18 protein-coding genes and 2 pseudogenes are annotated in these 23,894 nt (G+C 62.8%); 15 read left to right on the top strand and 5 right to left on the bottom strand.

Annotated features, from left to right (window positions below; genetic code table 11):
• Nucleotides 1-176: 176 nt before the first annotated feature.
• The 7 genes from PM2_RS00445 (at nucleotide 177) to PM2_RS00475 (ending at nucleotide 10,666) form a co-directional block, all read left to right on the top strand.
• Nucleotides 177-2,063 (top strand): DUF1302 domain-containing protein, encoded by a 1,887-nt coding sequence (locus PM2_RS00445; protein WP_016713279.1) that lies wholly within the window; start codon nucleotides 177-179, stop codon nucleotides 2,061-2,063.
• A 25-nt stretch (nucleotides 2,064-2,088) separates the two neighbouring features.
• Nucleotides 2,089-3,453, top strand: a complete 1,365-nt coding sequence (locus PM2_RS00450; RefSeq protein ID WP_016713278.1) for a DUF1329 domain-containing protein — start codon at nucleotides 2,089-2,091, stop codon at nucleotides 3,451-3,453.
• A gap of 264 nt (nucleotides 3,454-3,717) precedes the next feature.
• Nucleotides 3,718-6,435, top strand: coding sequence for a winged helix-turn-helix domain-containing protein (locus PM2_RS00455; protein WP_028699503.1), 2,718 nt, complete (start codon nucleotides 3,718-3,720; stop codon nucleotides 6,433-6,435).
• A gap of 159 nt (nucleotides 6,436-6,594) precedes the next feature.
• Nucleotides 6,595-8,202: a tetratricopeptide repeat-containing response regulator gene (locus PM2_RS00460; RefSeq protein WP_028699504.1), complete on the top strand. Its 1,608-nt coding sequence runs from the start codon at nucleotides 6,595-6,597 to the stop codon at nucleotides 8,200-8,202.
• The gene (locus tag PM2_RS00465; protein ID WP_016713275.1) at nucleotides 8,199-8,891 is read left to right on the top strand and encodes a sensor histidine kinase; all 693 of its coding nucleotides are present in this window, start codon (nucleotides 8,199-8,201) and stop codon (nucleotides 8,889-8,891) included. Before PM2_RS00460 ends, PM2_RS00465 begins: the two co-directional genes overlap by 4 nt.
• Before the next feature lie 298 nt (nucleotides 8,892-9,189).
• Nucleotides 9,190-9,834, top strand: a complete 645-nt coding sequence (locus PM2_RS00470; RefSeq protein WP_028699505.1) for an MBL fold metallo-hydrolase — start codon at nucleotides 9,190-9,192, stop codon at nucleotides 9,832-9,834.
• A gap of 109 nt (nucleotides 9,835-9,943) precedes the next feature.
• Nucleotides 9,944-10,666: a YiaD family glycine zipper/OmpA-like lipoprotein gene (locus PM2_RS00475; protein WP_016501466.1), complete on the top strand. Its 723-nt coding sequence runs from the start codon at nucleotides 9,944-9,946 to the stop codon at nucleotides 10,664-10,666.
• A gap of 34 nt (nucleotides 10,667-10,700) precedes the next feature.
• Here the strand turns inward: PM2_RS00475 and pta are convergent, their stop codons facing one another.
• Both pta and PM2_RS00485 read right to left on the bottom strand, forming a co-directional pair.
• On the bottom strand, nucleotides 10,701-12,788 hold the full coding sequence (gene pta, locus PM2_RS00480) for a phosphate acetyltransferase (RefSeq protein WP_019098137.1): 2,088 nt from the start codon (nucleotides 12,786-12,788) through the stop codon (nucleotides 10,701-10,703).
• Nucleotides 12,789-12,819: 31 nt separating this feature from the next.
• Nucleotides 12,820-13,122, bottom strand: coding sequence for a DUF3565 domain-containing protein (locus PM2_RS00485; protein WP_025754816.1), 303 nt, complete (start codon nucleotides 13,120-13,122; stop codon nucleotides 12,820-12,822).
• Between PM2_RS00485 and PM2_RS00490 the strand changes: the two genes are divergently transcribed.
• Together PM2_RS00490 and PM2_RS00495 are read left to right on the top strand one after the other, a co-directional pair.
• Nucleotides 13,121-13,606, top strand: a complete 486-nt coding sequence (locus PM2_RS00490) for an FKBP-type peptidyl-prolyl cis-trans isomerase (RefSeq protein WP_016713271.1) — start codon at nucleotides 13,121-13,123, stop codon at nucleotides 13,604-13,606. The two genes, PM2_RS00485 and PM2_RS00490, sit on opposite strands and share 2 nt — an antisense overlap.
• Before the next feature lie 145 nt (nucleotides 13,607-13,751).
• Nucleotides 13,752-14,234 (top strand): glutathione peroxidase, encoded by a 483-nt coding sequence (locus PM2_RS00495; protein ID WP_016713270.1) that lies wholly within the window; start codon nucleotides 13,752-13,754, stop codon nucleotides 14,232-14,234.
• A gap of 64 nt (nucleotides 14,235-14,298) precedes the next feature.
• Here PM2_RS00495 and PM2_RS00500 read toward each other — a convergent pair whose 3' ends face one another.
• On the bottom strand, nucleotides 14,299-15,489 hold the full coding sequence (locus tag PM2_RS00500) for a glycosyltransferase family 4 protein (protein WP_016713269.1): 1,191 nt from the start codon (nucleotides 15,487-15,489) through the stop codon (nucleotides 14,299-14,301).
• A 307-nt stretch (nucleotides 15,490-15,796) separates the two neighbouring features.
• Here PM2_RS00500 and PM2_RS31960 point away from each other — a divergent pair.
• Nucleotides 15,797-16,396 (top strand): annotated as a pseudogene (locus PM2_RS31960) (PAS domain-containing protein); the annotation flags it as partial.
• Nucleotides 16,397-16,567: 171 nt separating this feature from the next.
• Nucleotides 16,568-16,984: pseudogene (locus PM2_RS31965) on the top strand (methyl-accepting chemotaxis protein); the annotation flags it as partial.
• A gap of 39 nt (nucleotides 16,985-17,023) precedes the next feature.
• Here PM2_RS31965 and cysZ read toward each other — a convergent pair.
• On the bottom strand, nucleotides 17,024-17,752 hold the full coding sequence (gene cysZ, locus PM2_RS00510; protein WP_016713267.1) for a sulfate transporter CysZ: 729 nt from the start codon (nucleotides 17,750-17,752) through the stop codon (nucleotides 17,024-17,026).
• Between the two features lie 331 nt (nucleotides 17,753-18,083).
• Here cysZ and trxB point away from each other — a divergent pair, with 331 nt between their 5' ends.
• On the top strand, nucleotides 18,084-19,046 hold the full coding sequence (gene trxB / locus PM2_RS00515) for a thioredoxin-disulfide reductase (protein WP_028699506.1): 963 nt from the start codon (nucleotides 18,084-18,086) through the stop codon (nucleotides 19,044-19,046).
• Nucleotides 19,047-19,106: 60 nt separating this feature from the next.
• Here the strand turns inward: trxB and nadC are convergent, their stop codons facing one another.
• Nucleotides 19,107-19,955, bottom strand: a complete 849-nt coding sequence (gene nadC / locus PM2_RS00520) for a carboxylating nicotinate-nucleotide diphosphorylase (RefSeq protein ID WP_016713265.1) — start codon at nucleotides 19,953-19,955, stop codon at nucleotides 19,107-19,109.
• Between the two features lie 243 nt (nucleotides 19,956-20,198).
• On the opposite strand from nadC, the gene PM2_RS00525 reads away from it, so the two are divergent.
• The 3 genes from PM2_RS00525 (at nucleotide 20,199) to ampE (ending at nucleotide 23,843) form a co-directional block, all read left to right on the top strand.
• Nucleotides 20,199-22,355 (top strand): DUF1631 domain-containing protein, encoded by a 2,157-nt coding sequence (locus PM2_RS00525; RefSeq protein WP_028699507.1) that lies wholly within the window; start codon nucleotides 20,199-20,201, stop codon nucleotides 22,353-22,355.
• Between the two features lie 88 nt (nucleotides 22,356-22,443).
• On the top strand, nucleotides 22,444-23,016 hold the full coding sequence (gene ampD / locus PM2_RS00530; RefSeq protein ID WP_016713263.1) for a 1,6-anhydro-N-acetylmuramyl-L-alanine amidase AmpD: 573 nt from the start codon (nucleotides 22,444-22,446) through the stop codon (nucleotides 23,014-23,016).
• Nucleotides 23,013-23,843 (top strand): regulatory signaling modulator protein AmpE, encoded by an 831-nt coding sequence (ampE, locus tag PM2_RS00535; RefSeq protein ID WP_028699508.1) that lies wholly within the window; start codon nucleotides 23,013-23,015, stop codon nucleotides 23,841-23,843. The genes ampD and ampE overlap by 4 nt, the downstream gene beginning before the upstream one ends.
• Nucleotides 23,844-23,894: the final 51 nt, after the last annotated feature.

A 23,894-nucleotide genomic window follows, 5' to 3' on the forward strand; every position in this document is an offset into this window, starting at 1 on the left:
GAGGGATCAAGCGCCTGTGCCTTGCTGGCTATAGTCGGGGCCAGGGGATTTTCAGGAATGGGGGAGGGCGACACGCGCAAGCCGTGTCGTCGCAGGTGCAAACCTGCAAACCGGTCGCTCGGGCCGTTCTTGAAAGGACTCACTGCCATAACAAAAAAGTACATGGAGTAGCGTCGATGAAATCTGCAAACCTGTTCTGGCGCCGGGCCAAGTTGCCCCTGGCCGTCAGCCTTGCTTCCACGCTCGCAAGTCCTGCTTTCGCTGTCAGCTTCAACATTGGTGAAATCGAAGGCCAGTTCGACTCCTCGCTCTCCATCGGCGCCAGCTGGTCGACGGCCAACCCCAACAAGAACCTGATCGGTGTCAACAACGGCGGCAAGGGCCTGTCTCAGACCTCCGACGATGGCCACCTGAACTTCAAGAAGGGCGAAACCTTCTCCAAGATCTTCAAGGGTATTCATGACCTGGAGCTCAAGTACGGCGATACCGGTGTGTTCGTGCGCGGCAAGTATTGGTATGACTTCGAACTCAAGGACGAAAGCCGCGAGTTCAAGGACATTAGCGACTCCAATCGCAAGGAAGGCGCCAAGTCGTCCGGCGCCCAGTTGCTCGACGCCTTCGTGTACCACAACTACTCCATCGCTGATCAGCCTGGCTCTGTGCGCCTTGGCAAGCAGGTGGTGAGCTGGGGCGAAAGTACCTTCATCGGCGGCGGCATCAACTCGATCAACCCCATCGACGTATCGGCGTTCCGCCGCCCAGGGGCGGAGATCAAGGAAGGCTTGATCCCGGTCAACATGTTCTACATCTCGCAAAGCCTGACCGACAACCTGTCGGCCGAAGCCTTCTACCAGATCGAGTGGGACCAGACGGTTGTCGACAACTGCGGTACCTTCTTCTCTCAGCCGGACATCATCGCCGACGGCTGTACCGACAACCTGCGTGTGCTCAACAGCAGCCGCACAGTGCCGGCTGCGGCCCAGCAGTTCCTCGCCACCCGTGGCGTCAACATCAATGAAGAAGGTGTGATGGTGGCGCGCGGCGCCGACCGCGACGCCCGGGACAGTGGCCAGTTCGGTGTGGCCATGCGCTACATGTTCGAACCGCTCGACACTGAATTTGGCGCCTATTTCATGAACTACCACAGCCGTGCGCCGATCTTCAGCGCCACCGGCGCCTCGCCTTCGGTATTTGCCGGGCTGAGCGCGCTGCCGGCGCAGCTGCGTGCATTGGCGCCGTTGATCGTCGCGGGTAACTCGAAGTATTTCGTCGAATACCCGGAAGATATCCGCCTGTATGGCCTGAGCTTCTCCACCACATTGCCCACCGGCACCGCGTGGAGCGGCGAAATCAGCTACCGGCCGAATGCCCCGGTGCAGCTGAATACCACCGATATCCTGTTCGCGGGTGTGCGTCCGATTGGCGGTGCATTGACCAACGCCTCGCTGCTGACCGGTACGCCAGGGGAAGACCTGCACGGGTATCGCCGTAAGGAGATCACTCAATTCCAGACCACCCTGACGCACTTCTTCGACCAGGTGATGGGCGCCAGCCGGATGACCGTGGTGGGTGAAGTGGGTGTCACCCATGTCGGCGGGCTGGAGAACGCACACGACACGCGTTACGGTCGTGACCCGGTGTTCGGCCCTGGTCCATTGCCATCCACTGGTGGCGCAGACACCTGCCAGGCGCTCAATGCCAGCACTATCGCAGGCGCTGGTGCGGGGGCATCCACTGCCAACCTGAACCGCAACTGCGAGAACGACGGCTACACCACCAGCACTTCCTGGGGTTACCGCGCCCGCGTCATCTGGGACTACAACGACGTCTTCGCCGGGGTGAACCTGAAGCCGAGCGTGGCCTGGTCGCATGACGTGTCTGGCTACTCGCCAGGCCCTGGTGCGAACTTCGAGGAGGGCCGCAAGGCAGTTAGCCTGGGCCTGGACGCCGAGTACCAGAACACCTACACGGCGAGCCTGTCGTACACCAACTTCTTCGATGGCAAGTACACCACTGTGGATGACCGTGACTTCGTCGCGCTCAGCTTCGGCGTGAACTTCTAAGCACACAGATCCAGGACGACACGACATGAACAAGACCAGAAGTCTGCTGCAAGCCGGTGTACTGGGCCTGTCCCTGCTGGCGACCAGCGTGATGGCTGCGGTATCCGCCGACGAGGCGGCCAAGCTGGGCAGTACCCTGACCCCGATGGGCGCCGAGAAGGCCGGCAACGCCGATGGCTCGATCGGCCCGTGGGAGCCGCTGTCGAAGAGTGCGGGCAGCGTCGACAGCAAGGGCTTTTTGGCCGACCCGTATGGCAGTGAAAAGCCGCTGTTCACCATCACCGCGCAGAACGCCGACCAGTACAAGGACAAGCTTTCGCCGGGCCAGTTGGCCATGCTCAAGCGTTACCCGGACACCTTCAAGATCCCGGTATTCAAAACCCATCGCGGTTCAACCGTCCCGGCCGATGTGTTTGCGGCCATCAAGGAAAACGCCACCAAGACCACCCTGGTGGAAGGCGGCAACGGCCTGAACAACTTCCGCACGGCTGTGCCGTTCCCGATCCCCAAAAGCGGCCTGGAGGTGATCTGGAACCACATCACCCGCTACCGGGGGGGCAGTGTCAGCCGCCTGGTAACCCAGGCCACGCCACAGCAGAACGGCTCGTTCAACCCAGTGTACTTCTCCGACCAGTTCGTCTTCCGCGACAAGATGAAGGATTACGACCCGAACAACCCGGGCAACATCCTGTTCTACTTCAAGCAGGAAGTGACCGCGCCTGCGCGCCTGGCCGGTACCGTGCTGCTGGTGCACGAAACCCTCGATCAGGTGAAGGAACCGCGCAAGGCGTGGATCTACAACGCCGGCCAGCGCCGTGTGCGCCAGGCGCCGCAGGTGTCGTATGACGGCCCGGGTACCGCTGCCGATGGCTTGCGTACCTCCGACAACCTGGACATGTTCAACGGTGCGCCAGACCGCTACGACTGGAAGCTGGAAGGCAAGAAAGAGCTGTACATCGCCTCCAACGCCTTCAAGCTGGACGACCCCAAGCTGAAGTACACCGACATCATCAAGGCCGGGCACATCAACCAGGACCTTGCCCGCTACGAGCTGCGCCGCGTGTGGCATGTGGTCGCGACCCTGAAGCCAGGCCAGCGCCACATCTATGCCAAGCGTGACTTCTACATCGACGAAGACACCTGGCAGGCGGCGGTGATCGACCAGTACGACGGTCGCAACCAGCTGTGGCGCGTTTCCGAAGCTCATTCCCAGCCGTATTACAACAATGAGGTGCCTTGGTACACCCTGGAGGCCATTTACGACCTGCAGTCGGGTCGTTACCTGGCCTTGGGCATGAAGAACGAAGAGAAGCGTGCCTACGACTTCGGCTTCAGTGCCAGCAAGGCTGACTTCCAGCCAGCAGCGCTGCGTCAGTCGGGTATTCGGTAACCTGAAAGACTCCGTGTGATCCCCAGAACGCCCCGGCCTGCCGGGGCGTTTCTATTTTCCTGCCCTGTCCTCTTCGCGGGCAGGCTATAAACCTGCTGAATACCCACCCAAACCCCCGCACCAGCCGCTGTCCATCAGCCTTGTCGCTTTTTGTCGCAGTCTTTCCCGGGGCAAATGCGCCCATCATCTTCAAATGCGCTGCGTTACCGGCTAGTCTCGCAAGCATCCATATCGCCGTAGTCTTCCAACCAGAACGAGCCGGCCATGACAGACTTGTCCCGTACGCATGGATTCGCCAGCCAGGCCCTGGGCCTGCTGGACGGGCGTTTCTTTCGGCCCCCCCTGCCGGAGGGGCATGTGCCGCGTCCGCGCCTGTGCCAGCGCCTGTACACCGGCCTCGGCGCTCGCCTGCTGCTGGTCAACGCCCCGGCGGGTTTCGGCAAAAGCTCCCTGGCCATCGAGTTTTGCGAGGCACTGCCTGAACACTGGCGCAGCCTGTGGCTTGGCCTGAGCCAGCGAGATGCAGACCCAGGCCGCTTCCTTGAGCGCCTGCTCGAAGGGCTGCAGCAATACTGCCCGGCCCTGGGTGGTCAGGCCATGGGCTTGCTGAAAATGCGCCAGCGCCATCAGCCGTTCGCCTTCGAAGAGTGGCTTGACGGCCTGCTCGACGAGCTGGCGTTGTACCTGCAAGCGGATACACCGTTGCTGCTCGTACTGGATGATTACCACCTGGCCCAAGGGCCTGTACTTGACCGTTGCCTGCAGTTTTTCCTCAACCACCTGCCGGCCGGCCTGGTGTTGCTGGTTACCAGTCGCCAGCGCCCGGACTGGCACCTGGCGCGCCTGCGGCTGTCGCGTCAGCTGGTCGAGCTGAACGAACAGGATTTGCGCCTTACCGCCGAAGAGTCGCTGGCGGTACTCGGTCGCCAGCCCACGGGCCTGCGCGGCCAGGCCCTGGACAACCTTATCCAGCGCAGTGATGGCTGGGTGGCCGGGTTGCGTTTCTGGCAACTGGCGGCCAGCGACAGTGCCGACGAGCAGGCCTTGCCCCAGGCGCTGCATGGTGGCGAAGGGCTGATTCGCGACTACCTGCTCGAAGAAGTCATCGACATGCTGCCCGCCGATGTGCAGGCCTTCTTGTACGAAACCGCGTGCCAGGAGCGTTTCTGCGCCCAACTTTGCGATGCCGTGCGGATTCGCCACGACAGTGCCGAGATCCTGCGTTTCCTGCAGGCGCACCAGGTGTTTCTGGTGCCGTTGGACGAGCACGGCCACTGGTTCCGTTATCACCACTTGTTCTCCGACTTGCTGCGCAGTCGCCAGGCCAACGAACCGCTGGCCGGCTTGCACTTGCGGGCGAGCCGTTGGTTCGAAGCCCAGGGCCTGCTGGACGAGGCGGTGGAGCAGGCCTTGCGTGCCGGCCACCTTGATGTTGCCGCCGACCTGGTGCAGAGCCTGTCCGAGGAGCAACTGCTGGCCGAACAGAACGTCGGCATGTTGCTGCGCTGGAAGATGGACTTGCCCGACAGCCTGCTGATCAGCACGCCAAGGTTGATTGTGCTGTACAGCTGGGCGTTGGGCCTGGCTTGCCAACTGGACGCGGCCGAGGAGCTTGCCGGCTACCTCAGCCGCTTCCTGCCCGCACCTTCGGCGACCGCGCAAAAGTCGATGTTGGCCCAGTGGCTGGCGCTGAGTGGGGTGATTGCCCGAGGCCGGGGTGACCGTGAGCGCACGTTGGCCTATTGCAGCGAAGCGCTGCAGAGCCTGCCAAGCAAGCGCTATGGCCAGCGCCTGGTGTGCCTGTCGACGCTGTCCAACCTGGCCATCGCCGATGGTGATTTCTGGCGGGCCCGCGGCTGGAACCGAGAAGCCCTGGAACTGGCCCAGCGAGTCGGCAACCCGTTGTTCGAGGCCTTGGCCCATTACGACCGGGCGCGTGTACTGCACGCCCGTGGCGAAGTATTGCGGGCGCTGGACGAAGTGCGCCAAGGGCTGCAACGCCTGCAAGGGCTTTCGGCACAGCGGTTGTATGCCGTGCGCGCACGCCTGACCCTTTACGAAGGCTATCTGTTGGTTTCGCGCCTGCAGCCTGCCCAGGGCCGTGCGCGGTTGCGCGCGGGGCTGGGCGAGGCGCGGGCCTGCCGGGACATCAGTGTGCTCATCGGCCATTGCGTGATCGCCACGCTCGATGGGCGGGAAGGGCACTTTGCCGAGGCCTTTGCCGAACTGGCCGAGGCTGAGCGCCTGATGCATATCTGGGACGTGCCCCCGGTCTACTACCTGGCCATGATTACCCTGGTCAAATGCGAACTGTGGCTGGCCCAGGGGCGCACCGACCTGGCCGAGTCGTGGCTGCTGCGCCTGGGCCAGACCTACGGCGGTGAGCAGCCAGCGGCAGCACCGGAGTTCCACCCACTGCTGCCGTTGCACATTGCGCTGCAGCAGGCGCTGCTCGAGCGCATCCAGTTACGCGGCGACGACGCCGTGCAACGTCTGGCCAGCCTGGTCGAGCGCGGGCAGGCCAGTGGCGGCATGATGCTCACCGTCAGCGCTCTTTGCCAATGGCTCTCTCTGCTGCTGGCCGAAGGCCGCGAAGCGCAGGCCGCGCAGTTGCTGCCAGGCTTGCTTGAGGCCGCCCGTGGCGGCGTGCTGCAACCGTTCCAGCCGCTGCTGGAAAAACACCCGCAATGGCTTCACGAGCAACTGCAGGCAGGTGCCGCGTGCGCGGTTCAGGCCGAACTGCTCAAACGCCTGCCACCGCTGCCAAGCGCCAGCACGGGCAGCGGCGAGGCGTTGAGTGGCCGTGAGCTGGCAGTGCTCGAACTGATCGCTCAGGGTTGTTCCAATCAGCAGATCAGCGAGCGGCTGTTCATATCCCTGCACACGGTCAAGACCCACGCCAGCCACATCAACAGCAAGCTGGGCGTCGAGCGGCGTACGCAGGCGGTGGCCAAGGCCAAATCCCTGGGGTTGCTGGCGTGATGCTGGTCCTGCAGGTCATTGCCCGCTAAAGTGATGGCCTGAGGCCATGGTTTGTGGCCGCCAAAGCTCTACCCTCATCTTTCCCGACCAGCTGCCGATACAGCGATCGGTGGCATCGCCTCGCGCGATTTTTCAATCATTCCAAGGCAGGTCGTGTTGATGCTGCAGTACGGGCAAAAAAGCTTTCTGATCGTCGACGACTTTACCGACTTTCGCACGTCGACCCGTTCAATGCTGCGCGAGTTGGGCGTGCGCGACGTGGACACCGCTGACAGCGGCGAGCAGGCGCTGCGCATGTGCGCACAGAAGCGCTATGACTTCATCCTGCAGGATTTTCACCTGGGTGATGGCAAGAAAAACGGCCAGCAGGTGCTCGAAGACCTGATCATCGACAAGCACATCAGCCATGAGTGCGTGTTCATCATGGTCACGGCCGAGAGCAGCCAGGCCATTGTCCTCAGTGCCATCGAGCACGAGCCCGATGCCTACCTGACCAAACCGTTCAACCGGGTTGGCCTGGCCCAGCGCGTCGAGAAGCTGTATCAGCGCAAGACCTTGCTCAAGCCGATTCTGCAGGCCCTGGACCGCAGTCGCCCGGCCGAAGTGCTGGCAGCTTGTGCCGAGCTGTGCAAGAAAGACCCGCGCCTGGCACCACTGTGCCTGCGCTACCGGGCCGATGCCTTGCGCAACCTCAACCGCTTCGAGGAGCTGGAAAAATTCCTCAAAGCCATCCTGGCCAGTCGCCCGCAGCCGTGGGTGTACGCTGCATTGGGCGCCCTGATGCACAAGCGTGGCCAGAATGCCCAGGCCCAGGGCGTGTACGAGCAGGCACTCAAGGCGTTCCCGATCATGCCAGGGCTTTACGACGGTATGGCCGAAGTGCTGGTGGCTCAGGGCGATACCCGACGTGCGCAAAACCTGCTGGAAGAGGCGGTACGCCTGTCGCCACTGTCGGTGCGTCGGCAGTCGACACTGGGCAAGCTGGCGCTGGAAAACGAAGACTTCGAAAGCGCGTCGAAGGCGTTCCGCCATGCGGTGAACCAAGGGCAGAGCTCGCGCTACAAGGACGCCGAAAACAACCTGGGCCTGGTGCAGGCCCTGATGAGCAAGAATGCAGGCTTTGGCCTGGACGCCCGTACCCGGGTCGAGATCAACACCACGCTCAGCGAAGTGGCCAAGGAAAACCCCGAAGACCAGGGTTTGCAGGTGCGTGCGCGGATGATGAAAGCCGCCAGTCTGCAGCAGGCGGGCGACCCGGAAACGGCGGCCAAGCTGACCGAGCAGGCGATCCAGCGCCTGGCCAAGATGAACCAGTTTTTCTCGGTCGATTCGGCCCTGACCGTTGCCGCGCAGCTGCAGGCAATGGGGCAGGATGCCGCCGCCATCGGCGTGCTGAAAAGCTGTGTGGAAAGTTATGGCGATGACCCTAAGGTCATGGAGAAAGTGGGCAAGCTGACGGACGACCCCAGCGTGCTCAACGCCATTACCGAAGCGGTCACCCTCAATCGCCAGGGTGTGCGCAGTTACCAGGGAGGGCAGCTTGGCGAGGCGTTGCAACTGTTCCGCAAGGCGCTGGGTATGCAGCCGAAGAACATCAGCATCGCCCTCAACACCGCCCAGGCGCTGCTGCGTATTGGCGGTGACAACCCTCAGCCCGCGATCATGCAGGAATGCCAGGACGCCTTGACCAGCGTGGCCGGTATCCCTGCCAGCGACAATCGCTATGACCGTTACCGCAAACTGCACATCCGAGTGTTCGGCGCATGAATCAAGACAATCAGGGGCTGGACTTTTCCACGGTGATCGCCTCCACCGTGCACGACCTCAAGAGTTCGTTGTCGGCGCTGATCCAGTCCCACAATCAGTGGGTTGAACGCCTGCCCGAAGAGCTGCGCGGTGGTGCCGAGCAGGGCATCATGGAGCATGAGTTTCGCCACCTCAACGGCATGCTGGTGCAACTGCTGGGGCTCTATAAACTGGGTATCAACCAGCTGCCGGTGTGCCCGGACTACCATGAGCTGGACGACTTCATCGAAGCCCAGCTGGCGGCGCACCAGGAAGTGCTCAAGCACAACGACATCCTCGCCACCTGGCGCATCGACACCGACAACCCGCTGGGTTTCTTCGACCGCGAACTGGTGGCCTCGGTGATCGCCAACGTCATCACCAACGCCACCCGCTATGCCGGGCACGCTTTGCTGATCACGATCGAAGAGGCCGACAACCAACTGGCCATCTGCGTGAACGATGACGGCCCGGGTTATCCAAAGCACATGCTCGAGCGCCAGGAGGAGTACATCCAGGGCATCGATTCGACCAGCGGCAGTACCGGCCTGGGGCTTTACTTTGCGGCGCGGATTGCGGCGTTGCATGAAAGCGGCGGGGTGCGCGGGCGGATCGAGATTTCCAATGGCGGGGCGCTTGGGGGCGGGTTGTTCAGGTTGTTCTTGCCTTAGGCCAGCAGGGCATGGCGTTGGATTTTTAGCGCCCTTCAGATCGAGTGCCGCCCGCGCGGCGCATCGCGAGCTGGCGCTCGCTCCTACGTTTGTTTCGGGACAGTTATGCCTGTAACAGTCGCGCGCGACCGCCTTTTTTCATACGACACGGTATCAACGTATGCGCCAGAGGGGGCGCGCGCGAATCTCACTGGTACAATTGGCCCGAAACAAACGTAGGAGCGAGCGCCAGCTCGCGATGCGCCGCGCGGGCGGCGCTCGATCTCACAGGCGCTGCAGCGTCCAAGACAGGCCCTCCATGAAGACTGCCCCGACCACTCTCATCCGCGAAACCTTCCCCGTAGGCCCCCTGCAATGCAATTGCACCCTGGTCGGCGACCCCTTGACCAAAAAGGCCATCGTCGTCGACCCGGGCGGTGACCCGGACAAGATCCTGGCGCGCCTGCAGGCCCATGGCCTGACGCTGGTAAGCATCATCCACACCCACGCGCACTTCGATCACTTCCTCGCCTCGGGCAAGCTCAAGGAGCTGACCGGCGCTACCTTGCACCTGCACAAGGACGACCAGGTACTGTGGGACAACCTGGAGATGCAGTGCCAGATGTTCGGGGTACCGTACACGCCAGTGCCTGCCCCCGACCGTTGGCTGGGCGATGATGAAGAGCTGGCCTGCGGCTGTGGCGTGGCCCTGCATACGCCAGGCCATACCCCGGGCTCGATGAGCTTCTGGTTCGCCGATGCCAAGCTGTTGATTGCCGGCGATACCCTGTTCCGCCGGGGCATTGGCCGCACCGATTTGTGGGGTGGGGACCAGCGGGCAATCGTGCATTCCATCAAGGAGCGGTTGTACCGGCTGGACGAAGAGGCCATCGTGGTCACCGGCCACGGACCCGATACTCGGCTGGGCGATGAAATGCGCGAAAACCCCTTCGTACGTGCCTGATGGCACATGAAGGCACTTTCATGGAATTTTTCGTTGCCGATGCAATCCAAGGCTGGCATAGATCCATTCGAGATCTGCCGCATTTATGAATTTCAGTAGGAGCTTGTCCATGTTCACCATGCGTCGTCTGATTATCGTCGCAACTGCCGCTGCCCTGATGACCGGCTGTGCCGGCCAGAACCCTTATGACAACCAGGGTCAGGCGCAGGGCTCCACTGGGATGAGCAAGACCGCCAAGTACGGCGGCCTGGGCGCGCTGGCCGGCGCCATCGCCGGTGCCGCGATCGACCATAACAACCGTGGCAAGGGTGCGCTGATCGGCGCTGCTGCGGTGGGTGCTGCCGCTGCCGGTTACGGCTACTACGCCGACAAGCAGGAAGCAGAGCTGCGCGCGCAAATGGCCAACACTGGCGTGGAAGTGCAACGTCAGGGTGACCAGATCAAGCTGATCATGCCGGGCAACATCACCTTCGCCACCGACTCGGCCAACATCGCCCCTAGCTTCTACTCGCCGCTGAACAACCTGGCCGGTTCGTTCAAGCAGTTCAACCAGAACACCATCGAAGTGGTCGGTTTCACCGACAGCACCGGCAGCCGCCAGCACAACATGGACCTGTCCCAGCGCCGTGCGCAGGCGGTCAGCACCTACCTGACCTCGCAGGGTGTGGATGCCTCGCGGATCTCGGTACGTGGCATGGGCCCGGACCAGCCGATCGCCAGCAACGCCGACGCCAATGGCCGTGCGCAGAACCGCCGCGTGGAAGTGAACCTGAAGCCGATTCCGGGTCAGCAGTATGACCAGCAGCAAGGCCAGGTTCAGCAGTATCCCTGATTGACCGCCGGGGCTGCAAAGCAGCCCCCTGCTTCTAGCGCACCACGCTGGCCTGAATCGCCGTCAGGGCAATGGTATGCACGATATCGTCAACCTGAGCCCCGCGCGGCAGGTCGTTCACCGGCTTGCGCAGCCCTTGAAGCATCGGCCCAAGGCTCACCCCGTCAGCACTGCGTTGCACCGCCTTGTGCGTGGTGTTGCCGGTATTCAGGTCGGGGAACACGAACACCGTGGCACGCCCGGCCACCGGGCTACCCGGCGCCAGGTCCCGTGCAATCGCCGGGTTGGCCGCCGCGTCGTACTGCAATGGCCCATCGATCAGCAACGCCTGCGCTGCGCCTTGTGCCAGGCGTGTTGCTTCGCGCACTTTCTCCACTTCCTCATCGCTGGCTGAATCGCTGGAATAACTGATCATCGCCACCCGTGGTGCGATGCCGAAGGCCTGCGCCGAGTCGGCGCTCTGCCGGGCGATCTCTGCCAACTCGGCAGCGCTCGGATGCGGGTTCATCACGCAGTCGCCGTACACCAGCACCTGCTCGGGGAACAGCATGAAGAACACCGACGACACCAGGCTTGAGCCCGGCGCAGTCTTGATCAGTTGCAGGGCAGGGCGAATGGTGTTGGCGGTGGAGTGCACCAGGCCCGAGACCAGGCCGTCCACTTCGTCCAGGGCCAGCATCATGGTGCCGATCACTACCGGGTCTTCCAGTTGCTGCTCGGCCATTGGCGCGTTGAGGTTCTTGCTCTTGCGCAGCTCGACCATGGGCTCTACATAGCGCCCGCGAATCAGCTCGGGATCGAGGATTTCCAGGCCAGGCGGCAGGGTAATGCCCTGGGCGCGCGCCACGGCGTCGACATCCTCGGGCTTGGCCAGCAGCACGCAGCGGGCAATGCCACGGGCCTGGCAGATGGCCGCAGCCTGCACCAGCAACGGCTCGGCGCCTTCGGGAAGGACAATACGCTTGTTGGCCTGCTGCGCCCGCTGGATCAACTGGTAGCGGAACACGGCTGGCGACAGGCGCATTTCACGCGGGGTGCCGCAGCGTTGGTGCAGCCAGGCGGCGTCGAGGTGGCTGGCGACAAAGTCAGTGATGAACTCGGCGCGCTCGCGGTCGTCCACAGGGATTTCGCGGTTTAGCGAATTGAGCTGGTTGGCGGTGTCGTACGAGCCGGTGCTGACTGACAGGATCGGCAGCCCAGCCTGGAGCGCGCCGCGGCACAGGCCGAGGATGCGCGCGTCGGGCTTGCTGTCACTGGTCAGCAGCAACCCGGCCAGTGGTACGCCATTGATCGCCGCCAGGCTGACGGCAAGGATGATGTCGTCGCGATCGCCCGGGGTGACCACCAGGGTACCCGAGGTCAGCAGCGGCACCGTGTTGGCCACGGTACGTGCGCAAATAATGATCTTGCTCATGCGCCGCTGCTCGTAGTCGCCGGCATTGAGCACCTGGGCACCGAGCAGCTCGGCCACGTCGCGGGTGCGTGGGGCGTTCAATTCAGGCTGGTAGGGGATACAGCCGAGCAGGCGGAAATCGTTGCCGCGCAGCAGGGGCGAGTGCTCGCGCAGGCGGGTGGCGAAGTCGGCCATGCTTTCGTCGGTGCGCACCTTGTTGAGGATGACACCGAGCACTTTTGGGTCGCGTGGGCCGCCGAACAGCTGGGCCTGCAGCTCGACCCGGCCGGACAGTTCGCTGAGCACTTCGTTTTCCGGGGCCGACACCAGGATCACCTCGGCATCCAGGCTCTTGGCCAGGTGCAGGTTGACCCGCGCCGCGTAGCTGGCATGGCGCGTGGGCACCATGCCTTCGACCACCACCACGTCGTTGCCGACGCAGGCTTGCTGGTAGAGGCGGATGATCGCTTCGAGCAGTTCGTCGAGCTGGCCATCGCCGAGCATGCGCTCGACCTGGGCCAGGCTCAGGGGCACCGGGGGCTTGATGCCATGGGTGCGGGCCACCAGTTCGGTAGAGCGCTCGGGGCCGGTGTCACCCGGGTGGGGCTGGGCGATCGGCTTGAAGAAGCCGACCTTAAGGCCCGCGCGCTCCAGGGTGCGCACCAGGCCCAGGCTGATGGAGGTCAGGCCGACACCGAAGTCGGTCGGCGCAATGAAAAATGTCTGCATGCGTGCTTCTCGAAATAAGCGGTGCAAGAAATTAACGGCCAAGGGTAGCGCTATCGGCCCCTTGTGCGCACCAGCCGCATGCGAAAGGCTGGCCGATGTGCTGCGCGCGTTGGGCCGGGTCGAGCACCCAGGGGCGTGCCTGCCACGGTGGCTGGTGGCGCAGGTGCTGGGTATGGCCACAGGACAGTTCGGCCACCCAGTGGCCTTCTTCGTCCTGGTGGAAGCCGGTGATCCGACTGATGGGCCGCTGCTCGTCCGCAGCACGTTCGCAATCGGACGATGGCTTCGTTACACTTGTGCGCTCTACATTCTTTTGCAAAAGGTCTTGCCCCATGCTGATCGCCGCCAACAAGGCTGTCTCCATCGACTATACCCTGACCAACGACGCCGGGGAGACCATCGACAGCTCCGCCGGTGGCGCGCCGCTGGTTTACCTGCACGGTGCCGGCAACATCATCCCGGGCCTGGAAAAAGCCCTGGAAGGCAAGCAGGCCGGTGATGAACTGAACGTTTCCATCGAGCCGGAAGACGCCTACGGCGAATACCTGGCGGAGCTGGTCAGCACCCTGAACCGCAGCCTGTTCGAAGGCGTCGACGAGCTGGAAGTGGGCATGCAGTTCCACGCTTCGGCGCCGGACGGCCAGATGCAGATCGTCACCATCCGCGACGTCGACGGCGACGACGTCACCGTTGACGGCAACCACCCGCTGGCCGGCCAGCGCCTGACCTTCCAGGTCAAGGTGGTCAACGTACGTGACGCCAGCGACGAAGAAATCGCTCACCGTCACATCCACGGTGAAGGTGGCCATCACCACTGATTTTCTGCGCTAAGCTCAGAAAGTCGCCAGGCGCTCGGGCAAGCCGATTTGCCTTCCTTCGGGAGGTGGACGGTTTGGACGAGCGCCTTTTTAGTGGGCGGAATTTGCCTGTGCGGCAACCGGGAACCTGAGAGGGGATGTCATCATGAGTGCATTTCACGACCTGAAACTGGACGCACTGAACGGCGGAGAGCTGCCCCTGGCCCCGTTCAAGGGCCAAGTGGTGCTGGTGGTCAACGTCGCTTCCAAGTGTGGGCTCACGCCGCAATACAAGGCCCTGGAAAACCTCTACCAGGTTTACAAGGACAAGGGCTTCAACGTGCTTGGCCTGCCGTGCAACCAGTTTGCCGGGCAGGAGCCAGGCAGCGAAAAGGAAATCCAGGATTTCTGCAGCCTCAACTATGGGGTGAGCTTCCCGCTGGGGGGCAAGCTGGAGGTCAACGGGCCGCAGCGCCATTCGCTATACCGCCTGCTGGCGGGTGAAGGAGCCGAGTTCCCGGGCGACATCACCTGGAATTTCGAGAAGTTTCTGGTGGGCAAGGATGGGCGGGTGCTGGCGCGCTTTTCACCGCGTACGGCGCCGGATGATCCGGCGGTGGTGCAGGCTATCGAGAAGGCGTTGGTTTGAAGGCGGCCTGCCGCGATATCTTCGGCGCCTGTGAGATCGAGCGCCGCCCGCGCGGCGCTAGATCTCACAGGCGCTGCACATATTGAGCAGAACGCCCAGTCGCAGTACCGGTTTGCTTGCAAGCACCATAGAGATACCCCTCAAACTGCTCGACAATCGCCGGCCACCCCTGACGGCTTGCATGCTGTCGCGCATTCAGGCGTACCCGGCGCAACGTTTCCTCCTCCTCCAGCAGCCAGCAAGTCGCATCCACAAACGCTGCCTGGTCCCCCGGCATGGCCAGTGCTCCGCTGTGGCCATGACGAATATGTTGCGCAGCGGCAGCCTCGTCATAGGCAACCACCGCCAACCCCGAGGCCATGGCTTCGAGCACCACATTGCCAAAGGTTTCAGTCAGGCTCGGGAACAGAAACAGGTCACCGCTGGCATAGTGCTCGGCCAGCACCTCACCTCGCTGTGCGCCACAGAACACCGCATCCGGCACCTGCTGTTGGAGTGCTGAACGCTGTGGCCCGTCACCCACTAGGATCAGGCGCAGGCGTTTCTGTGGATAAGTCTTCTGCAATGCCTCAAGGCACGGGCGCAGTAGCCCGAGGTTCTTTTCCACCGCCAGCCGCCCGACATGCAGCACGGCGATATCGTCCTGGCCTAGTCCCCAGCTCTCACGCAACGCCTGGCTGCGCCGGGCCGGGTTGAACAGGCAGGCATCGACCCCCCGGGCCAGCAGCTCCAGGCGTTCGAAGTCACGGCGCTCAAGCTCCAGGCGCTGGCTGAGGCTGGGCACCAGGGTGATCGCTGTACGCCGATGGAACCAGCGCAGGTAGTGGGTGAGCAGGCGCGCCAGCAAACCCAGGCCATATTGGCCGGAATACTGCGGGAAGTTGGTGTGAAAGCCACTGACCACCGCCACCCCCAGGCGCCGGGCTGCGCGCAGGGCACTGAGCCCCAGCGGGCCTTCGGTGGCGATGTACAGCACATCCGGGCGTTGCCGGCGCCAGCGGCGCATCAGCTTGTGCATCGACACCTCGCCCCACTGCAAGCCCGGGTAGCCGGGCAGGGCCCAGCCACGGCACAACATCAGGTTTGGGTCGTTGTGCGCCGGTGTTTCACCGGCCTGGCGCGGGCGTACCACCTCAACGTCGTGGCCGCGCTGACGCAGCCCTTCGCTAAGGCGGCCAAGGGTATTGGCCACACCGTTGATTTCGGGTGGGAAGGTTTCGCTGACCAGGGTAATGCGTAGGGCGGGTGTATTCATGACAAAAAGTTTCCGCCTGCTGGATTGCGCCAATGTGACGGTCATGTGACATCCAGATGACGCCCGACCGCCGGCGCTTGCGCCTTTTTGAATATTTCCTGGTGCGGCACTCAAGAAGGTACAGGCGGCAGCCGATGCAGATGCATTCGACTACGTAATGCGCTCCAGGAGAGCGATGATGTTCAACAACAAGCTCAAGCAAGAAATCCGGCAGCTGCGCGAAGACCTGATGTCCATCGAACAGGTCAAGAGTAGCCTCGACAGCGAGATGTTGGTACTTCAACTCGACCCTCAGGGACGGATCGAGATGGTCAACGGCAACTTCGAGAGCGAGATGCTCTACCGTGCCGAACAATTGCTTGGACGCAACATTGAGGACATCGTCCCCGCGCATGTGAAGTCGCTGGATTTCTACCAACGCATGAAAAGCGCGATCACCCGTGGCGAGCACCTGAACGGTGCCTTCCGCCTGCTGCGCGGCAATGGTCAGGAAGCCTGGCTGCGCTCGATCCTGCAGCCGGTCAAGAACAGCGAAGGGCGTATCAAGTACTTCACCCTGCATTCCAGCGACCTCACGCGCACCATCGAGACCTCGCGCGAGCATGAAAGCCTGATCAAGGCGTTGATGCGCTCGACTGCCGTTATCGAGTTTGACCTGGACGGTACCATCCTCACTGCCAATGACCGTTTCCTGGCCACCGTCGGCTATCGCCTGGAACAGATTCGCGGCAAGCACCACCGCATGTTCTGCGAGCCGGAAGAGGCCAATTCGGCCGGCTATCAGGCGTTCTGGGACAAGCTGCGCCGTGGCGAATACGTTGCCGAGCGCTTCAAGCGCATCGACGCCCACGGGCGGGTGATCTGGCTGGAGGCCTCGTACAACCCGATCTTCGACGCCCATGACGTGCTGTACAAAGTGGTCAAGTTCGCCACGGTGATTACCGACCAGGTCAACCAGGAACAGGCGGTGGCCGAGGCAGCAGATGTTGCCTACAACACCTCGCTGGGTACCGATGTCAGCGCCCAGAAGGCCACCGATGTGGTTACCCAGACCGTCAGCGTGATGCGCGGCCTGGAGGCCTCGATGCAGGAGGCGGCCGAGGGCATTCAGGCGCTGGATACCCAGTCGCGGGTAATCGGCTCCATCATCAAGACCATCAGCGACATCGCCGGGCAGACCAACCTGCTGGCGCTCAATGCCGCTATCGAGGCGGCCCGTGCCGGCGAACAGGGGCGGGGTTTTGCCGTGGTTGCCGACGAAGTGCGTCAACTGGCCTCGCGCACCAGCACCGCCACCGAGGAAATCGCCCGGGTGGTGAAGCAGAACGAGCAACTGGCGCAGGCGGCGGTGGCGATCATCGACACCAGCAAGCGCCAGGCCGAGCAGGGGCTGGCACTGGCTGACGAGACGGGCAGCGTGATTGTCGAGATCCAGGACGGGGCGAAACGGGTGGTGGATGTGGTGGGGCAGTTTTCCAGCCGGTTGGGGCAGTGAAGCCCCGGCTAGGCAAGGATTGATCTGATGGGGCGGGGGTCAGTTGCGCTCCCGCACCCAGAACAACGTAGCCCCGGCCACCGCCGCCGGCATCATCAGCACGTTCACCCCCGGGATCATCAACGCCAGGTAGGTAATCCCGCCAAAGCCCAGGCTCTGCCAGCGCTTGCTGCGCAGCCAGGCGAGCATGTCCTGCCAGCTCATCTTGTTGTTGTCGGCCGGGTAGTCGATGTACTGGATGGCCATCATCCATACCCCGAACATCAGCCACAGTGGTGCGGCCACCACGTTCACCACCGGGATGAACGACAGGATGAACAGGCCAATAGCCCGTGGCAGGAAGTAGCCCAGCTTGCGCATTTCGCGGCTGAAAGTGCGTGGCACCATGGCCACCAGCTCACCCCAGCTGAACGCGGGGAAGTTATCCTGGCCGCGCACCACCACCTCGACCTTTTCCGCCAAAAAGCCGTTGAACGGCGCGGCAATGATATTGGCCACCAGGGTGAAGGTGAAGAACACCATCAGCAGCAGCAAGGCCACGAACAGCGGCCAGAGGATGTAGCTGAGGAAGCTCAGCCAGTCCGGCAGCGTTGGCATGAGCGCGTCCAGCCACAGGCCGAACTGGTGGCCGGCGAAGTAGATCAGGCCACCGAACAGCAGCAGGTTGACCGCCAACGGCAGCAGCACGAACAACCGCAGGTTGGGGCTCAGCACCAGTTTCAGGCCTTCGCGCAGGTATTGGGGGCCAGAGAGGACAGGGGCTTGCATCGAGGTACTCCGCAGAGAAGGAAAACGCGCTGACCTTACCGAGTTTGCCGCGCCGACGGAAGGCGGGTTGCGGGTGGGAAACGGGATGTAACAAAAGCGCCGGGGGCGTATTTATCGATGAAATCGCAGCATAGACGATGCCTATGAGGTGGATTGTCTAAGGATATTTCCTTAATCTTTGCGACCTCGCTACAGTGCGCTCAACTTTCCGCTTTTCGGGCCTGCGTGTTGTAGCCTTCCCCAAGTGCTGCGTGGGTCCGTTTTAAATTTCCAGCTGGCGCAGCCGGTACACCGATGCCGGCCCGTGCGGCCCGCTCGACAGGAGTTCGACATGTCTGAAGTACGTCATTCGCGCGTCATCATTCTCGGTTCCGGCCCTGCCGGTTACAGCGCCGCAGTCTATGCTGCCCGCGCCAACCTCAAGCCGCTGCTGATCACCGGTATGCAGGCCGGTGGCCAGCTGACCACCACCACCGAAGTCGACAACTGGCCGGGCGACCCCCACGGCCTGACCGGCCCGGCCCTGATGCAGCGCATGCAAGAGCACGCCGAGCGTTTTGAAACCGAAATCGTCTTCGACCACATCAATGCCGTCGACCTGGCCAACAAGCCGTTCACCCTGCAGGGTGACAGCGGCAAGTACACCTGCGACGCACTGATCATCGCCACCGGTGCCAGCGCCCGTTACCTGGGCCTGCCGTCGGAAGAAACCTTCATGGGCAAGGGCGTTTCGGCCTGCGCTACCTGCGACGGTTTCTTCTACCGCAACAAGCCGGTCGCCGTGGTTGGCGGTGGCAACACTGCCGTGGAAGAGGCGCTGTACCTGGCCAACATCGCCAGCAAGGTGACCCTGGTACACCGTCGCGAAACCTTCCGCGCCGAGAAGATCCTGGTCGACAAGCTGAACGCTCGTGTGGCAGAAGGCAAGATCGAGCTCAAACTCAACGCCACCCTGGACGAAGTGCTGGGTGACAACATGGGCGTGACCGGTGCGCGCCTGAAGAACAACGACGGCAGCAGCGACGAAATCAAGGTCGACGGCGTGTTCATCGCCATTGGCCACACCCCGAACACCTCGCTGTTCGAAGGTCAGCTGACCCTGAAAGACGGCTACCTGGTGGTCAACGGCGGCCGTGAAGGCAACGCTACTGCCACCAACGTTGAGGGTGTGTTCGCTGCAGGTGACGTGGCTGACCACGTTTACCGCCAGGCAATTACCTCGGCCGGCGCTGGCTGCATGGCTGCTCTGGACGTAGAGCGTTATCTGGACGGCCTGGCCAACGCCTCGTTGTGATTGGATAACACCCCTAAAAAAACCGGCTGAAAAGCCGGTTTTTTATTGCCCGCAACCAGCTTACAGGCTTAAGCGCATCGACAGGTCAACCGCCTTCACATCCTTGGTCATGGCACCAATCGAGATGTAGTCCACGCCGGTTTCAGCAATCACACGCAGGGTCGTTTCGTTGACCCCACCGCTGGCCTCCAGCTTGGCCTTGCCCGCGTTGATGCGCACTGCTTCGCGCATTTCTTCAAGGTTCAGCTCATCAAGCATGATGATGTCCGCGCCAGCGGCCAGCGCCTCGCGCAGTTCATCCAGGCTTTCCACTTCGATCTCAACCGGCTTGCCTGGCGCAATACGGTGTGCAGCGGCCACGGCTTCGGCCACGCCGCCGCTGGCAGCGATGTGGTTTTCCTTGATCAGGAACGCGTCGTACAGGCCGATGCGGTGGTTGTCGCAGCCGCCACAGGTTACCGCGTACTTCTGCGCCAGGCGCAGGCCCGGCAGTGTTTTACGGGTGTCCAGCAGGCGCACCTGGGTGCCTTCCACCAGGTCGGCCAGGAAGCGCGCACGGGTGGCCACCCCCGACAGCATCTGTAGGAAGTTCAGCGCACTGCGCTCACCGCTCAGCAGCGAACGGGCCGGGCCTTCCAGGTGGAATAGCGGCTGGTTGGCAGTCGCCCGCTCACCGTCCGCCACCTGCCAGTGCACCGCCACGCGTGGGTCGAGCTGACGAAAAACGGCGTCGACCCAGGCGGTGCCGGCGATCACGCAGTCTTCGCGGGTGATGATGGTCGCCTTGGCGAGGCGCTCGGCCGGGATCAACTGCGCGGTGATATCGCCACTGCCGATGTCTTCCAACAGTGCACGGCGCACATTGGCTTCGATTTCAGCGGTCAGGTCGGCGAGGCGTAGGTTCGGCATGTTCGGCTCCACTAGCTAGATGCCCGCGATTATAGGGCAGGGGGCCGGTGTGTACAGCCGCCTTGGCGAAGTCCGTTGGTCGGGCATCGTGAGCCATTCAAGCCCATTCGGGTCATTCACCGGTCGGCGAAACGGCGCTGGCAGCGATGCGATTTTTTACCGATAATAGCGCCCAGTATTTGGCGTCATAGCTTTGACGATTATCAGCCCCTGTCGGGCAAGACACCCTGCAAGGAGTCCAGGATGCAGAAAGAAGGCAAGGTGGTGCCCTTGGCGGCTGCCATCGACCGAGGGGGGCGCACGCCTCTTCCTTGCCTTCCGGTATTGTTGCTGCAGGTGCGCGACAAGTCCGCCTTGCAGTTGCGTCAAGGCTTGCAGGACTTGTTCGACAACGCCGATGACACGCTCTTCGAAATGGCTGACAAGGCCTTCGACCGTTATGACCAGCATCTGTACTTCGAAGCCATGCGTGATCTGAGGCTCAAGCGCAAAAGCATCGAACGCGGCTTTCTTGATACCTTCCATGACACTTTCGCGCGCATCGGCCAGCCCGACCCGCTGGCGCATCTGGCCGAACCGGGCAGCTTGCGGAGCAAGGCCCAACGGGAACGGGCTGCGGCCATGGAAGGCATGGTTGCGCGGGTGCTGTCACGCGATGGTATTGGCCTGCAGCAACTGGGCCTGCGCTTGCAGGCGCTGCTCGATCGCCCCCTGCATGAGCAGCACAACCCGTTGGGCCCGGCCGCTTTGTGCGGGTACTTCCTGGACGCCGGGCGCAACCTGGGGGTTGGTTTACGGGTCAAGCTGGTGCTGCTCAAGCTGTTCGAGCGCTATGTGCTGCGTGATGCCGACATCCTCTATGCCGACGCCAACCAGCTGTTGGCCGCAGCCGGTGTACTGCCGGAGTTGCAGCCGGCACCGCGCCGGCGCGTCGAAGACAGGCGCTTGCGCACACGACGAGGGCCGTTGAGCCAAGGCCAGGACGTTGGGGCAGACGCGGCAGGGCAAGCGTATTTCGCCTCATTGCAAACCTTGCTGGCCCCGCTGCGCGGGCAGTTCGCACCGCGATTGCAGGCGGTGGCTGCTGCCCAGCCGATCAGCACGGCCGACCTGATACGCCTGCTGACGCACTTGCAACACTATGTACCCGCAACTCACGAGGCAGATGACTTCGAGCTCGGCCAGCAGCTTGAGCAACTGCTGTTGCGGGTCAGTGTGCGCAGCGGCACGCGCCGGCGCATCGCCGTGGACGATGAGGACGTGATCAACCTGGTCGGCCTGGTGTTCGCCTTCATCCAGCGTGATGACAACCTGCCCGCCAGCCTGCGCGCACTGCTTGCGCGCCTGCATATTCCCTTGCTCAAGGTAGCATTGCTGGACAAGGGGCTGTTCAGTCGGGCCAGCCACCCGGGGCGCCGGCTGATCAACGAGATTGCGGGCGCGGCCATTGGCTGGGCGTGCGGCAGCGAAGGCCTGCGTGACAGCCTTCACCTGCGGGTAGAATGCACAGTCCAGCGCCTGCTCAATGATTTTGCCGAAGATGCTGGTCTGTTTGCCGAGCTTCTCGATGATTTTCTTGCATCCAACCAAGAGGAACGGCGGCGCAACGAGTTGCTTGAACAGCGCACCCGCGACGCCGAAGAGGGGCGTGCCCGTGCCTTGCAGGCGCGGCACCAGGTGCAGCAGGTGCTCAACCAGCGCCTGCGCGGTCGGGTATTGCCCCTGGTGGTGGTGCAAATGCTGGTGCAAGCCTGGAGCCAGGTACTGCAGTTGGCCTGGCTGAAGCAGGGTGAAGCCTCCCAGGGCTGGCGCGATGCCCTGCAAACTGTGGATGCGCTACTGGCCAGCATCACCCCGGGGCATGAGCCGCAAGCACTTTTGCAGCAGGTGCCGGGCCTGCTCAAGGCGCTGCGCGATGGCCTGGCCAGCGTGGCGCTGGATTCGGCAGCAACCCGAGAATTCTTCCTGCAACTGGAGCAGTTGCACCTGCATGCCTGTGCGGGCACTGAGCTACCGGCTGGCCATGACAAGCCCTTTGCCGAAGTGCTGGTGGACGAGGACATCGTGCTGGCGATGGCCGAAGAACCGGCCTGTGCACCGCGGCAATTTGTCGATGGGAAGGCGGCAACGCTGCAGCACGTGCAGCGCTTGCGCATCGGCAGCTGGGTTGAAGTCATGGATGACGGCGAACCGCTGCGTTGCAAACTGGTGGCGCACGTCGGTAGTAACGACAGGCTGGTATTCGCCAACCGTACCGGCATGAAAGTGCGTGAGTGGAACAGCACCGCCCTGGCCCAGGCATTGCACCGAGGTGACGTACGGATGCTGGATGACGGTTTGTTGTTCGAGCGGGCGCTGGAGGCGGTGATCGATGGGTTGCGGCAACCTTGGGTGCAGTAGGCGGCAACATTACAATCATTCACATGCAAACGGTGTTGAGCGCAGGGCATACTGTTGACCTGTTCACGGCGTTTTCAGGATCTACCCCATGCAATTGGACCGTGCCACTGGCTGGTTTCACGGAACCGGAATCACCCACTGCCCCTCGCCGAACTTCAATGCCCGCCCTGAAGGCGAATCGATTTCCCTGCTGGTGATCCACAACATCAGTCTGCCGCCAGCCTGTTTTGGCACCGGCAAGGTCCAGCAGTTTTTCCAGAATCGCCTGGACCCCGATGAGCATCCTTACTTCGACAGCATCAAGCACCTGACCGTGTCGGCGCATCTGTTCGTCGAGCGTGACGGGGCGGTGACCCAGTTCGTGTCGTTGCTCGATCGCGCCTGGCACGCTGGCGTTTCGTGTTTTGACGGGCGTGAAGGCTGCAACGATTTCTCCATCGGTATCGAACTGGAAGGCACTGACGACCTGGCCTACACCGATGCCCAGTACGCCGTGCTGGAACGGCTTACCCGGCACATTCGTAGCGCCTGGCCGGCCATCGACCTGGGTCGCATCCAGGGCCACAGCGACATTGCTCCGCAACGCAAGACCGACCCCGGCCCGTCCTTCGATTGGCAGCGGTACCGCGAAGCGTTGTTGTACAAAGAGGACAAGGCATGAGTTTTCTGGTGTTGTTGCTGGCATTGTGGGTCGAGAAGTTCTCGGCCCTGCGCCACCGCGTGCAGCGCGACGGGTTCTTCCTTGGCGAACTGGTGCGCCTGGAGCGCAGCGGCAAAGTACACCCGTGGTGGACGCTGGCCATTCTGGTGCTGGCACCGGTAATGCTGCTGGTGTTGCTGCTGCATGTGCTGGAGCCGGTGGCGTATGGGCTGTTGGCCTTGCCGATGCACCTGCTGGTGCTGGTCTATAGCTTGGGCCGTGGTGATGCCAAGGCCTCGCTTGGGCCGTTCCGCGATGCCTGGCGGCGAGGTGATGACCAGGCGGCGCTGCATGTTGCAGAGCGTGACCTGGGCCTGGCCGCCGACGAGCCGCACAGCTTGCTGGTAAGGGTGCAGGGCAACCTGCTGTGGCAGGTGTACCAGGGCTTTTTCGCGGTGATCTTCTGGTATTTCGTGCTGGGGCCTGGGGCGGCGCTGGCTTATCGCCTGCTGGCGCTGTGCGGTGAGCACAGCAAGCAGCCTGCGCTGAAGGCGCGGGCCGAACAGCTGCGGCACATCATGGACTGGCTGCCGGTGCGGGTACTGGCGTTGAGCTTTGCCCTGGTGGGCAACTTCCTCTCGGTCACCCGGGTGATGTTGCACGAGGTGCTCAACTGGCACATCAGTGCCGGGCACCTGGTGGCCCGTGTCGGGCGCATTGCCGATGACATTCCCGACGATGAAGACAGCCAGCGTGGGTTGGGGCGGCTGGACAGCCTGTGGGAGCTGCTGCTGCGTTGTGCGGTGCTGTGGTATGCCGGGTTTGCGCTGTGGACAGTGCTGGTCTGAACTGAATTGGCTGGCCTCTTCGCGGGCGCGCCCGCGAAGAGGCCATGACAG

The organism is Pseudomonas monteilii NBRC 103158 = DSM 14164 (assembly GCF_000730605.1).
Lineage (GTDB): Bacteria > Pseudomonadota > Gammaproteobacteria > Pseudomonadales > Pseudomonadaceae > Aquipseudomonas > Aquipseudomonas monteilii.

What these genes read in the sequence shown, in the direction of transcription:
- PM2_RS00445 (WP_016713279.1), top strand. Translation starts at nt 177, where the DNA reads ATGAAATCTGCAAACCTGTTCTGGCGCCGGGCCAAGTTGCCCCTGGCC.
- PM2_RS00450 (WP_016713278.1), top strand. Translation starts at nt 2,089, where the DNA reads ATGAACAAGACCAGAAGTCTGCTGCAAGCCGGTGTACTGGGCCTGTCC.
- PM2_RS00455 (WP_028699503.1), top strand. Translation starts at nt 3,718, where the DNA reads ATGACAGACTTGTCCCGTACGCATGGATTCGCCAGCCAGGCCCTGGGC.
- PM2_RS00460 (WP_028699504.1), top strand. Translation starts at nt 6,595, where the DNA reads ATGCTGCAGTACGGGCAAAAAAGCTTTCTGATCGTCGACGACTTTACC.
- PM2_RS00465 (WP_016713275.1), top strand. Translation starts at nt 8,199, where the DNA reads ATGAATCAAGACAATCAGGGGCTGGACTTTTCCACGGTGATCGCCTCC.
- PM2_RS00470 (WP_028699505.1), top strand. Translation starts at nt 9,190, where the DNA reads ATGAAGACTGCCCCGACCACTCTCATCCGCGAAACCTTCCCCGTAGGC.
- PM2_RS00475 (WP_016501466.1), top strand. Translation starts at nt 9,944, where the DNA reads ATGTTCACCATGCGTCGTCTGATTATCGTCGCAACTGCCGCTGCCCTG.
- pta (WP_019098137.1), bottom strand. Translation starts at nt 12,788, where the DNA reads ATGCAGACATTTTTCATTGCGCCGACCGACTTCGGTGTCGGCCTGACC.
- PM2_RS00490 (WP_016713271.1), top strand. Translation starts at nt 13,121, where the DNA reads ATGCTGATCGCCGCCAACAAGGCTGTCTCCATCGACTATACCCTGACC.
- PM2_RS00485 (WP_025754816.1), bottom strand. Translation starts at nt 13,122, where the DNA reads ATGGGGCAAGACCTTTTGCAAAAGAATGTAGAGCGCACAAGTGTAACG.
- PM2_RS00495 (WP_016713270.1), top strand. Translation starts at nt 13,752, where the DNA reads ATGAGTGCATTTCACGACCTGAAACTGGACGCACTGAACGGCGGAGAG.
- PM2_RS00500 (WP_016713269.1), bottom strand. Translation starts at nt 15,489, where the DNA reads ATGAATACACCCGCCCTACGCATTACCCTGGTCAGCGAAACCTTCCCA.
- cysZ (WP_016713267.1), bottom strand. Translation starts at nt 17,752, where the DNA reads ATGCAAGCCCCTGTCCTCTCTGGCCCCCAATACCTGCGCGAAGGCCTG.
- trxB (WP_028699506.1), top strand. Translation starts at nt 18,084, where the DNA reads ATGTCTGAAGTACGTCATTCGCGCGTCATCATTCTCGGTTCCGGCCCT.
- nadC (WP_016713265.1), bottom strand. Translation starts at nt 19,955, where the DNA reads ATGCCGAACCTACGCCTCGCCGACCTGACCGCTGAAATCGAAGCCAAT.
- PM2_RS00525 (WP_028699507.1), top strand. Translation starts at nt 20,199, where the DNA reads ATGCAGAAAGAAGGCAAGGTGGTGCCCTTGGCGGCTGCCATCGACCGA.
- ampD (WP_016713263.1), top strand. Translation starts at nt 22,444, where the DNA reads ATGCAATTGGACCGTGCCACTGGCTGGTTTCACGGAACCGGAATCACC.
- ampE (WP_028699508.1), top strand. Translation starts at nt 23,013, where the DNA reads ATGAGTTTTCTGGTGTTGTTGCTGGCATTGTGGGTCGAGAAGTTCTCG.